At 29.7% G+C, this 12,802-nt stretch carries 11 protein-coding genes; 10 read left to right on the top strand and 1 reads right to left on the bottom strand.

What is annotated here, in order from left to right:
• Nucleotides 1-42 precede the first annotated feature (42 nt).
• From ACI48P_RS01340 to ACI48P_RS01330, 3 genes are read left to right on the top strand one after another with little or no spacing between them, the layout of a single operon-like run.
• On the top strand, nt 43-1,011 hold the full coding sequence (locus ACI48P_RS01340) for a nucleoside hydrolase (RefSeq protein ID WP_475212682.1): 969 nt from the start codon (nt 43-45) through the stop codon (nt 1,009-1,011).
• A 1-nt stretch (nt 1,012) separates the two neighbouring features.
• On the top strand, nt 1,013-1,573 hold the full coding sequence (locus tag ACI48P_RS01335; protein ID WP_475212681.1) for an ECF transporter S component: 561 nt from the start codon (nt 1,013-1,015) through the stop codon (nt 1,571-1,573).
• A gap of 13 nt (nt 1,574-1,586) precedes the next feature.
• Complete coding sequence (locus ACI48P_RS01330; RefSeq protein WP_475212680.1) at nt 1,587-2,276, top strand: radical SAM protein; 690 nt, start codon at nt 1,587-1,589, stop codon at nt 2,274-2,276.
• Between the two features lie 183 nt (nt 2,277-2,459).
• Here the strand turns inward: ACI48P_RS01330 and ACI48P_RS01325 are convergent, their stop codons facing one another.
• Entirely contained in the window at nt 2,460-3,524 is a 1,065-nt protein-coding gene (locus ACI48P_RS01325) for a 4Fe-4S dicluster domain-containing protein (protein WP_475212679.1), read from the bottom strand.
• 309 nt (nt 3,525-3,833) lie between these two features.
• On the opposite strand from ACI48P_RS01325, the gene mobB reads away from it, so the two are divergent.
• The 7 genes from mobB to ACI48P_RS01290 all read left to right on the top strand — a co-directional run bounded on the left by mobB (nt 3,834) and on the right by ACI48P_RS01290 (nt 12,638).
• The gene (gene mobB, locus ACI48P_RS01320) at nt 3,834-4,337 is read left to right on the top strand and encodes a molybdopterin-guanine dinucleotide biosynthesis protein B (protein ID WP_475212678.1); all 504 of its coding nucleotides are present in this window, start codon (nt 3,834-3,836) and stop codon (nt 4,335-4,337) included.
• A gap of 1 nt (nt 4,338) precedes the next feature.
• On the top strand, nt 4,339-5,532 hold the full coding sequence (locus ACI48P_RS01315) for a molybdopterin molybdotransferase MoeA (protein ID WP_475212677.1): 1,194 nt from the start codon (nt 4,339-4,341) through the stop codon (nt 5,530-5,532).
• 31 nt (nt 5,533-5,563) lie between these two features.
• Nucleotides 5,564-8,716 (top strand): beta-galactosidase subunit alpha, encoded by a 3,153-nt coding sequence (gene ebgA, locus ACI48P_RS01310; RefSeq protein ID WP_475212676.1) that lies wholly within the window; start codon nt 5,564-5,566, stop codon nt 8,714-8,716.
• Between the two features lie 26 nt (nt 8,717-8,742).
• Nucleotides 8,743-9,693: a glycosylasparaginase gene (locus ACI48P_RS01305; protein ID WP_475212675.1), complete on the top strand. Its 951-nt coding sequence runs from the start codon at nt 8,743-8,745 to the stop codon at nt 9,691-9,693.
• A gap of 183 nt (nt 9,694-9,876) precedes the next feature.
• Nucleotides 9,877-11,106, top strand: a complete 1,230-nt coding sequence (locus tag ACI48P_RS01300; RefSeq protein ID WP_475212674.1) for an aminopeptidase P family protein — start codon at nt 9,877-9,879, stop codon at nt 11,104-11,106.
• A gap of 142 nt (nt 11,107-11,248) precedes the next feature.
• Nucleotides 11,249-12,055 carry a sulfite exporter TauE/SafE family protein gene (locus tag ACI48P_RS01295; RefSeq protein WP_475212673.1) on the top strand — a complete coding sequence of 269 codons (807 nt, stop codon included), beginning with the start codon at nt 11,249-11,251 and terminating at the stop codon, nt 12,053-12,055.
• A gap of 142 nt (nt 12,056-12,197) precedes the next feature.
• Nucleotides 12,198-12,638, top strand: coding sequence for a hypothetical protein (locus ACI48P_RS01290; RefSeq protein ID WP_475212672.1), 441 nt, complete (start codon nt 12,198-12,200; stop codon nt 12,636-12,638).
• The last annotated feature ends 164 nt before the right edge of the window (nt 12,639-12,802 follow it).

Below are 12,802 nucleotides of genomic sequence, written 5' to 3'. Positions count from 1 at the left end.
GTAAGGTTCTCCTTATTATTAATTTTTGAGGAGGAGATTGTTATGGAAAAAAGAAAAGTAATAATCGATTGTGACCCAGGGATAGATGATTCTCTGGCAATTCTTCTAGCATTAAATTCACCTGAGCTAGAAGTACTAGGGATTACTACATGTAGTGGTAATGTACCCGCTAAATTAGGAGCAAAAAATGCTCTTAAAGCACTTCAAATGTGTTCTTCGTTAGAAGTACCAGTATATTATGGAGAAGAATACCCATTAAAAAGAGAGCTTGTAACAGCACAAGATACCCATGGAGAAGATGGTGTTGGAGAAAACTTCTATGAAGAAATTGAGGGAGTCGGTTTTTCAGACGGGGGAGTAGATTTTATTATTGATACACTAAAGAAACATGAAAAAGTATCTATAATAGCACTTGGACCATTAACTAACATTGCAAAAGCCCTTATGAAAGATAAAGAAGCTTTTGAAAACCTAGATGAGTGTATATCTATGGGAGGAGCTTTTAAGATTCATGGAAATTGTTCACCAGTAGCAGAATTTAACTATTGGGTGGATCCTCATGGTGCTGATTATGTTTACAAGAACTTACCTAAAAAAATTCATATGGTAGGATTAGATGTAACAAGAAAGATAGTACTTACACCAAATATTATTGAGTTTATAAATAGGCTTGATAAAGATATGGCTAAGTACATTACAGAAATAACAAGATTTTATATTGATTTCCATTGGGAGCAAGAGGGAATAATAGGATGTGTTATTAATGACCCATTAGCAGTTGCATATTTTATAGATAGAAAGATGTGCAGTGGATTTGAGTCTTTTGTTGAAGTAGTAGAAGAAGGCAAAGCTATGGGCCAATCAATAGTTGATAGCTTTGATTTTTACAAGAAAGAAAAAAATGCTATTGTCTTAACTGATGTTGATGAGAAGAGATTTATGGAAATGTTCCTTAAAAGGTTATTTAGGGGATATGAAGATGTTATAGACTCTGTGAAAGGAGTGATATAATATGAATAAAAACGTAAATGTAAGGAATATCAGCTTAATAGGACTTGGAATAGCTTTAAATATAATAGGTGCATTTATAGCTTTAACACTAAGATTACCAATATACTTAGATTCTATAGGAACAATACTTATAGCATGTTTACTTGGACCAAAGTATGCAGTAATAACTGGTGTTTGTGGAAGTTTAGTAAGTGGTATGACTTTTGATATATACTCACTTTACTTTGCTCCAGTACAAATATCTACAGGATTACTGGCAGGGATTATGTATAACAAAGGATTCCTAGAAGGTAAAAAGACACCTCTGGGAGTGTTAATATTTACAATACCAACTTCAATAATAAGTGCAATAATAGCTGCATACTTATTTGGCGGAGTAACATCTTCAGGTTCATCATATATTGTACAGATTATGAGAGCACTAGGAATGCCGGATGTTTTAAGTGTTTTTGTAATACAGGTATTTACAGATTATATAGATAAATTTGTAGGAGTTGCGCTTGTTGCTCTTTCGGTAAATGCACTTCCTAAAAGTATAAAGGTGTCTATGACAGGCAAGTAGAGAAGGAGATATTATGGACAGATATAGTGAAGTTACAAATAAGAATGTTAGAGAAATAGTTCTTCTTAAAGGGTTTCCTTGTGTATGGGGAAAGTGTAGTTTTTGTGATTATATATTAGATAATTCTAATTCTGAGGAAGAAATAAATAAATTAAATTTTGAGGTATTAGAAAATGTAACTGGTAAGTATAAGGTACTTGAGGTTATAAATTCTGGTAGCTGTTTTGAATTACCAAAATCTACACTAGAAAAAATTAAAGAAATAGTAGAAGATAAAAATATAGAGCATTTATTCTTGGAAAGTCACTGGTGCTATAGAAATAGAGTACAAGAAATGAGAGATTATTTTGGTATTCCAATTACTTTTAAAATTGGAGTTGAGAGCTTTGATTATGATTTTAGAAATGTATATCTAAATAAAAATGCTAAGTTTAAAGATCATGTAGAGTTAAAGAAATATTTTGATTCTCCTTGTATGATGGTAGGAATTAAGGGTCAAACAAGAGATATGATTGATAAAGATATGGATATTGTTTTAAATAATTTTGATCATGCTACTATAAATGTATTTGTTAATAATACTTCAGAGATTAAAAGAGATGATGAAATAGTTTCTTGGTTTGTAGATAAATATAAATTCTTGGATAACAACCCAAAGGTTGAGGTATTATATAACAATACTGACTTTGGAGTAGGAGATTAATTAATATTAATAAATTAATAGTTTTTGGAAATTAAAAAGACTTAGGTAATATATATTTTAAGAAAACTAAATATATATTTACTTAAGTCTTTTATTAATTTATAAGAACATACTTTAAAATATAGTAAATAAGGTAGTCATTTTAATAATAATTATTAGGTTTAAAAAATCTTTGAAAATTATCTATCTGAGCCAATCTGGATTTCCAGGTACAAAAGGTCTATTTTTATATTTTCTCTTATATTCATCCAAAGCATCTTTAATAGCTTGTGGATTATTTTTAAAGGAGGCAGTATTTTTTATAGTTTCTAAGTCTTGGCTAAATGGACATACCGATATACACATACCACAGTCTGTACCAATATATCTCCATTTTGTATAACAACTTTCTGCATTTATTGTCCAGTTATATTCCCCTCGATTATTATGCTTAGTATCATTAGTAAGAGATTGAGAAGGGCAGAAAAAAGAACATTTTTTACATTCATTACAAAAATCTTCTAAGCCAAAGTCAGTTGGTTCATCTATCTCAAGTTCTAAATCAGTAGTAACAACACCAAGCCTTAATCTAGAGCCATAGTCTTTATTTGTGAGTATTGTATTTCTTCCTATATCACCTATACCTGCATCTTTAGCCACAAGTACAGGCATTAATAAATAGTTTTTATCCATATGGTTTCTAGCATCATAACCAAGACTTCTTATAAAGTAACTAAGTACCATACCTATTACTGATACACCTACATAGCATTTACTTGTTTCAATAACTTCTGATAGCATTGGTGATCTATTTATTAAATCTCTATCCATTTCATATCCAAAAACTATTGCAAATTTATGATTTAAATTAATTTCTTCTCCGTAGTTTTCCTCTAATCTTCCCCTATGAGTGTAGACATGATAATCTTTGAGCTTTGTAATACCAACTACACAAGCTCCATAATGTTTTGCAAATCCTTTTATTCTTTTAGTTATTATTTTAGTGTTAGTTTGGACTTTTTCATTTGCTATAGGACCTTCACAAAGATGGGTTATATCTGATAAAAACTCAAAGGCAGTGCTTGCCATTTTTGAGTTTATTTCATTATAGGTCATAGTACCTTCTTCACAAAGATTTGGTCTAGTTCTTAAACTATCATCTATAGACTTCTTTTCTGGATGACGAGCATAGTAGTCATCATAACTATCAGTTCCTTTTTTATAGTTTGCTCTAGAAAACATTATATCTCTTTCGTCTATTCTTTTCATGATTTCCCCCTGTTTATGATAAAAGAATTTATTTATATATGATAATTATAGTTCTTAGTAATAAGCATGTCTATGTAGTATAAACTTATAATACCAACTACTTTAAGTTTGAGCAACGGGATGTGAAGTGGTTCGAAGACGTAGTCGCTCAAAGCTTGCCGAGCAGACGTTGGCGACATGAAGTAGCTCGCAGACATAGTCGCTCAAGCGAAGCGAATTTTTTATATAAAGTTCGTTGAATAAAAACCATAAGATATATATACTTAAAAAGAGAGTAAAAATTGTGAAAATAAACAATAAGGTGGTAATATGACTAAAGTTATTAACGTAATTGGAAGTAGTTCAAATGTTGGAAAAACAACACTTATAGAAAATTTAATAAAAGAACTCAAATACAGAGGACATAATGTAGGAACAATAAAACACAGTTGTCATGGATTTGATATAGATAAAAAAGGCAAGGATACATATAGGCATAGTGAAGCAGGTGCTACTACAGTAGTATTATCCTCAAAAAACAGACTGGCAATAATAAAAGAAGTTGAGGAAGAGCTAAGTTTAGATAAAATAATAGAAATGATGAAAGACAAAGATATTATTTTAGTTGAAGGCTATAAAAAAAGTAATTTAAGAAAAATAGAGGTTTTTAGAAGTGATGTTTGTAGTGAAATAATAAGCAAAAAAGATTTGTTAATAGCTGTAGCAAGTGATCTAGAATTACAAATTGAAGATGTAACTGTATTAAGACATGATGACTATAAAAGCTTAGCAGATCTAATAGAGATAGAAGAAAGTTATGAGGGAGAATGTTAAATTGATAGACAAAATTAATATTGAAGATGCAGTAGAAATTCTAAATAAAAATATTAGTTCATTGGAATATGAGACTGTTGATTTGTTATATTCACTTGGAAGAGTTTTAGTTAATGATATTTATTCAAATATTAATAATCCTCCATTTGATAAATCTGCGATGGATGGATATGCAGTAAAAGTAAGCAATAACAATAAATTAAAAGTAGTTGGATGTATATATGCAGGTGAATCATACAAAGGTGAAATAAAAGAAAATGAAGCGATAAAAATCATGACAGGTGCTCCTATTCCAAATGGGGCAGAGGCTGTAATAAAAAAAGAAGATGTAACTAGTTATGAAGAAGAAATTATACTAAATAAGAAATTAATAGAGAATGAAAATATATGTTTAATAGGTGAAGACATAAAAATAAATGATAAGATATTAGAAAAAAATAAAACACTGGATTATGCTGATATTGGACTAATAGCAAGCTCGGGAATAGATAAGGTTTTAGTATATAAAAAGCCAAGGATAGGACTAATAACAACAGGGGATGAGCTATATGAAATTGGACAACCACTAGTAGATGCTAAGGTTTTTAATAGTAACAAATATAGTATAATTTCTAGGCTTAAAGAACTCGGTTATGAAGTGTCATTTTATAACCATGCAAAGGATAATATAGAAGGTATTGCTAAGGTTATAGCTAATATAAAAGATGATGTAGATGTTATTCTTACAACAGGTGGGGTATCTGTTGGGGATAAAGACTATATGAATAAGGTTATTGAAGCTTTAGGTGGAAATATTTTATTTTGGAAAATAAATATGAAACCAGGTTCAGCTATAATGTGTAGTTTATACGAAAATAAATTAATTATTAGTTTATCAGGAAACCCTACAGCTGCTCTTACAACCTTTGAATTATTAGCTAGGCCATCATTAGATAAGCTTAGTGGAAAAGGTGATATATATATTAATTATGAAAAAGCCATATTGTTAAATGACTACAATAAAAAAAGTTTTCAAAGAAGATATTTAAGAGGAAAGTTAATGGCAGATGAAAATGGTCAATATGTAGAGATAGTCCAAAAGAAAAGTGGAAATGGAATGCTAAGTTCAGCTATAAACTCAAACTGCTTAATAGAAATAATGGGAGATACTGATGGTCTTAAGGCTGGCAGTGTAGTAAAGGTAATTAGGTTATAGTAAATAGATTTTAAATTGGGGGGATTGTATCATGAAATTATGGGAAAATATGAATATTGATGGAATAAACAGGTTAGATGCTAGAGCAAACTTTTTAAGCTTTCCATCAAAAAAGCTAGCATTAATGGGGGATAAAAAATACACACATAATTATAAAAACTTAAATGGAAGCTGGAAGTTTTTATTTTTAGACGCTCCAGAGTATTCACCAGAAGGATTTTATAAAGAAGAATTTAACATTGAAAACTGGGATAATATTATAGTTCCTGGTAACTGGCAGTTGCAAGGCTATGGTAAGATGCATTATTCAGACTTATGGTACAACTTTCCTATAAACCCACCATATGTACCAACAGAAAATCCAACAGGTATATACAAGAGAGAATTTGTTATTGATGATTCATGGACTAGTGAAAGAATTATATTAAGATTTAATGGAGTAGACTCATCATATAATATTTGGATAAATGGGAAGGAAGTAGGATATAGCAAAGGTGCAAGAATACAAGGAGAGTTTGATATAAGTGATTATGTTAGAGTGGGGAAAAATCAAATTTGTGTTAGAGTTTATCAATGGAGCGATGGTACATATTTAGAAGACCAAGATATGTGGTGGTTAAGTGGAATATTTAGAGATGTAGAACTGTATAGTGAGCCAATAAGTGGAATAGATGATATTACTGTAATTACAGACTTAGATGAATATTATAAAGATGCAACATTAAGTATAGAATTAAAATTAAGAAATATTGGCAATGAAAATATTAAGTTTGAGTTATTTGACAAAAATAATAATTGTATTGCGTGTGAAGAAGATAAATTTACAAGTTACGATATAGAAGAGCTACAAAATGGTACTAATGAAGATGAAAACAAAATTAAAAATGAAAAAAATCAAGATAAATCTTTTAAGTTATATAAAGCAAATATAAAAGTCAATAGTCCTCTAAAATGGACTGCTGAAGAGCCAAACTTATATACATTATTAATAAGCTTAATGAAAGATGGAGAAGTCATCCAAGTAATACCACAAAGGGTCGGATTTAGAAAGATAGAACTTAAAGGAGAAACGTTTACTGTAAATGGTGTAGCTATTAAATTTAAGGGTGTTAATAGACATGATTATAACCCTAAAAATGGAAGGGTAGTAGCGAAGGAAGAAATATTAAATGATATTATAATGATGAAAATGCATAATATTAATGCTATAAGAACTGCTCACTATCCAAACTCTAGTTATTTATATGAGCTTTGTGATGAATATGGAATGTATGTAATAGATGAAACTGATTTAGAATGCCATGGATTTGAATTAACTGGTGACTATAAATGGATAAGTGATAATAAAGATTGGGAATTAGCTTATGTAAGTAGGTTAGAGAGAATGGTTCAAAGAGATAAAAATCATCCATGTATAATTATGTGGTCACTAGGAAATGAATCATCTTTTGGATGTAACTTTAAAGCAATGGCAAAAAAATGCAATGAGTTAGATCCTACAAGAATAATTCATTATGAAGGTGACTTTAGGGTATCTAATGAAGATGGTCCTGTTTCAGAGGTTTATAGCACTATGTATACTTGGATAGAAAATAATAAAAAGTTTAACATGGACTATATTATAAAAAATATTAATAAGCCTCACATATTATGTGAATATGGTCATGCAATGGGAAATGGTCCAGGAAACCTTAAAGAATATCAAGATTTATTTTATAAGTATGATAAATTACAAGGTGGATTCATATGGGAGTGGTTTGACCATGGTATACATAGCATAAGTGATGATGGCAGAGTTTATTATAAATATGGTGGAGACTTTGGCGATGACCCAAGTAATACAAACTTCTGTATAGATGGATTAATAATGCCTGACAGGACACCTTCACCGGCACTTATAGAATATAAAAAAGTTATAGAACCTGTAAATACCAAAGCTATAGATTTAGAAAAAGGTATTATAGAAGTAATTAATAGATATGATTTTAAAAATCTAGATATATTGGATTTAATATATACAATAATGGAAGATGATAAAATAATCCAAAGTAAAAGAGTGAGTATGCCAAGTTTAGAGGGGAGAGGAACTTGCCAAATAGTCTTACCTTATAATTTGGATTTTCCTAAGGTAGATGGTACAACATATTATCTAAATATATCTTATGTATTATCAGAGGATTGTAATTTTGCTAAAGCTGGTCATGAACTTGCAAATGCACAATTCGAGTTGCCAATAAAAACAGATAAGATATTAATAAAGCCTAAAGGTAGCTTAGAAGTTATTAAGGATAATTATAAGTTGATTGCAAAGGGAGAGAATTTTGAGGTTATCTTTGATTTAGTTAGAGGTAATATTATTGAAATAACTAGAGACAATTACAAAATAGTTGAAGAAGGACCTAAGTTAAACTTCTGGAGAGCTCCAATCGACAATGATATGTATTTACTTGAAGACTATAAAAAGAATTACTTTATACATCTTATGCATGAAGTAATAAGAAATATAGAATATAAAACTGAAGATAATATACTTACATTTAAGGTTGAAACAATAAACGGAAGTACAAACTCATCATGGCATTATAAATCTAATTACGAATATAAAGTATTTGGCAGTGGAGATATAATGATAAATGTAAGTGGAGTACCATCTGGAAAAATAGAAAATGCACCAGAAATGTTACCTAAAATAGGCCTTAAGATGAAAGTAAATAAAGACTTAGAGTTTGTTAAGTATAAAGGAAGAGGTCCTTATGAGTCATACTCAGATAGTAAAGAAGCTAACTTATTTGGAATATATGAAAATAGTGTTGATGGACTATTTACAAACTATATAAAACCTCAAGAAAATGGAAACAGAAGTGACTGCTCTTGGGTAAGTTTAAGAAACGATAGAGGAATGTCAATTATGGCTATAGCTAAGGATAAATTTGATTTTAGCGCTTCTTACTATGAAGACATAGACTTAGAATCTGCAAAACATACTATAGACTTAGTTAAGAGAGATTATATAGTACTTAATATTGATTATAAGCAAAATGGGCTTGGAAGTAATTCTTGTGGACAAAGTCAGTTAGATAAATATAGATGTAAGTTTGAAGAATTTAATTTATGCTTTAGGATATCAATATTTAATAATAAAGAAGTATCAGAACTACATTTAGGAAGAGAAGAACTATTATAAAAAATCTATATAAAGGGGATAAGGTTATGTGGGGAATAATTGCAACATGGAGAATGGCAATAGAGGGAGTAGAGGAAGGTAGTATTAAGCTTTCTAATGGTGTAAGTTGTTTAGATGCAATAGAAGGTGCTATAAAAATAGTAGAAGATAACCCTCATTATAGATCAGTTGGATATGGTGGACTTCCAAATGAAAACTGCGAAGTTGAACTAGACGCTGCATTCATGGATGGAGATAGTTTATCAATAGGTGCAGTTGGAGGAATAAAGGATTTTAAAAATCCAATATCTATTGCGAGAAAACTAAGTAATGAAAACTATAACAATTTTTTAGTAGGAACTGGAGCAGAAGAATATGCTCATAAAAATGGATTTGAAAGAAGAAATAATCTCACAGATATCTCAAAAGAATACTATGAAAATAAAAGAAAAGAAAATCTAGAAAAAGAATTAGTTCCTTATGATGGTCATGATACTGTAGGTATGGTCTGCCTAGATAATAGTGGTAAAATGTCTTCAGCTACATCAACTAGTGGATTATTTATGAAGAAAAGAGGAAGGGTTGGAGATTCTCCAATATCTGGTTCAGGTTTTTATGTAGATAGTAAAATAGGTGGAGCTTCAGCCACAGGACTTGGTGAAGACTTAATGAAAGGATGTATATCTTATGAGGTAGTAAGACTTATGGGAGAAGGACTACATCCACAAGAAGCCGTACAAAAAGCCGTAAGTAAGCTAAATAATGACTTAATAGAAAGAAGAGGAAAAGCTGGAGATATATCTGTAATATGTATGAACAACAAAGGTGAATTTGGAGTGGCTACAAATATTAAGAAATTTGCATTTTGTGTAAGTACAAAAGATCATGAACCAACAGTATATCTTACTAAACTTATTGATGGAAAAACTACCTATGAAAAAGCATCTAAAGAATGGTTAGACAACTATGCAAAGATGATAGTAACAGGGTTAGAATAATATTTTTTGATTAAAAATATATAATTAAAGAAATAATAGTTATGAATATTATCATACTTAAAAGTTTTAGCATTTGTTAGATGAAATAGATATATGTGATATAATATATGTAAAATAATGCTAAAATATTAGGTTTGATAATAGTAAATGAATTTAACGAATATCACAAAGGGGGATTAAATAATGTTTGAAGCTAATAGAAAAAGACTTGTAGAAAAAATGAAGGAAAATTCACTACTGATAATGTTTGCAGGAAATGCACCATATAGAAGTAGAGATCAATTATACAAGTTTACGCCACACAGAAACTTCTACTATTTAACAGGAGTAGCTGCACCAAAAGTAATACTTACTATACTTAAGACATCTAACGACGTTGTGGAAACAATTTTCGTTGAAAGAGAAGATGAAGTAATGGCTAAGTGGATAGGAAGAGCATTAAGTAAGGATGAAGCAAGTGAAGCTTCTAAAATACAATCAACTAAATATTTAGATGAGTTTGATGCTACATTATCTTCTTACATAAACAGAATGGGAATAGAAAAAATATATCTTGATTTAGAAAGACAATCAGTTGAAATACCAAGTACACCAGCACAAGATATGGCAAATATATTAAGAGTTAAATACCCATATATTAAAATAAAAAATGCTCATGGTATGATATCTAAATTAAGAAAGACTAAATCTGAAGAAGAATTAGAAATAATGAAAGACGCTATAGATATAACTAAAGAAGGTATAATAGCTATGGCTAAAAATATTAAGCCAGGAATGAAGGAAAATGAAGTTGAAGCTTACTTTGATTTTGAGATAAAGAGAAGAGGAGCATCTGGACACGCTTTCCATACAATCTGTGCAGCTGGTAAAAATGCAACAGTTCTTCATTATGAAGATAATAACCAAGAAGCTAAAGATGGTGATTTAATATTATTTGACTTAGGTTCTGAGTACAAATACTATTGTTCTGATATATCAAGAACAATACCTGTAAATGGTAAATTTACTGAGAGACAAAAGCAAATCTATTCAATAGTAAGAAATACTATGAAGGAAGTAGAAAAAGCAACTAAGCCAGGCCTTACTTTAGTAGAACTAAACAATGTAGCTAAGAAAGAGCTTGCAAAAGGATGTATAGAAATAGGATTAATAAAAAATGAAGATGAAATAGGAAAATACTATTTCCACTCAGTAGGCCACTCTTTAGGTCTTGATACTCATGATGTATGGTCTTCAGACTGGAAGTTAGAAGAAGGAGTTGTTATAACTAACGAACCTGGTTTATATATAGAAGAAGAAGGTATAGGAATAAGACTAGAGGATGATTTATTAGTAACTAAAGATGGTTGTATAAATCTATCTAAACATATTCCAGTAGAAATAGAAGAAATAGAAGAGTTAATGAAAAAATAATAAAATAGAGAATAGCCCCTATGCTTTTGGTATAGGGGTTTATTATTTAGGCGAGAATTAAATGTCTTAAAAGATGAAGAATTATAGAATTTTTTTATGTTATAATAGTTTTTATATGAAATAAAAGAAAAAGAGGTAAAGTATGAATTCAATAATTTATTTTATGGTTGGAATAATTTCAACAACAGTAGGGGCTCTTTCTGGTTTAGGTGGAGGAGTAATAATAAAACCTGTATTAGATGCCTTTGGACACTATGACCTAGGAACCATAGGTATATTATCTGCTTTTACGGTTTTTGCTATGTCTATAGTATCACTGGGGAGAAGTTTAGTAAAAGGAGTTAAACTTGAAGGTCAAAAAACTATTGCATTAGCAATTGGTTCTATTCTAGGAGGCACTATAGGTAAGAACTTATTTAGTATATTTGTTAATGCACTAAACAATGATTTATTTGCTCAAAGAATTCAATCTGCTACTTTGTGCTTGCTAATGATAATGGTATTAGTTCTATATAATATGGAAGAGAAGATAAAATCAAAAAACTCTAATAAATCAAATAACCTAGATGGTTCTAGTGTAAAAGTGCTATTAAGCTGTTTAACAGTTGGAGTATTACTAGGTACGGTATCAGCATTTTTAGGAATAGGTGGAGGTCCACTGAATGTAATAGTATTAATGTACATATTAAAAATGGATGTTAAATCATCAGCAATTCATTCAATATTTATAATATTCTTCTCTCAAGGCTCTAAGATACTGACAGTACTTATGAATGAAGGGTTAAGTCCTTATAACTTAGAAGTACTTCCATTTATGGTAATAGGTGGAATATCAGGCGGATTTTTAGGGAGTTATTTATCAAGTAAATTAGATAAAAAATCTGTTAAAACATCTTTCAAAGTTTGTATGGTGTTAATTATCTTAATTAACTTTGTAAATCTATTTTAGTCAAAAATTTTAGTATTTAAAGCTGTTTTTTTGGTATTTGTAATGTATACAATATTAATCTTTTAAAAATAAAATAATCAGTAATTTTACATTAATCCTGCAAATATACATATAGTGAATAAATTAATAAAGGAGCTTGTGTATGAGATGGATTGATGTAAATTCTGTTGATGAGTTGAAAGCTTTAGGTAATTTTAGGGAAGTTACAAAAGAGATAAAATCCGATGTAGGAGATAATATAAAAATAAACGGAAGAAGTTGGAAAGATGTTTTCATTTCGATAGTTAAATTTAGGGCCATCATGGAGAATTTAGGTTATACAAATAAGAGCGCCAGTGACAATAAGACTTATTTTACAAGTAAATCTAGTGAATACATTTTCTATCTTACAGAACTAGACGGAGAAACTGGAATGAAAAAACTTGGTGTAACTAAAGCTCATTTTAAAAATGAGAAAAGAGCTACGAACTGGAGAGATAAAATATTAAAAGAAATAGACCCAGAGGTTTTACATCATCCAAAAGCTGATGATGCTATAAAAAAACTAAATAAAATTTATGGTTCTATGGTTGTTAAAGAATAATTTGTAGAGGGCATTAGTGCCCTCTTTTTTTATTATAAGAAGAGTAGGATATTTCTCATAATGATAGTTGTTTTATGGAAGAAGATATTAAATAAAGGGAGAAGCTTTATATAGCTAAGAAAAAAAGTCTGTATTCTAATTAATATCATGTTATAATTTAGCAT

The organism is Romboutsia sp. LXY-2 (genome assembly GCF_056171995.1).
This window is presented reverse-complemented; position numbering and strand designations above follow the sequence as displayed.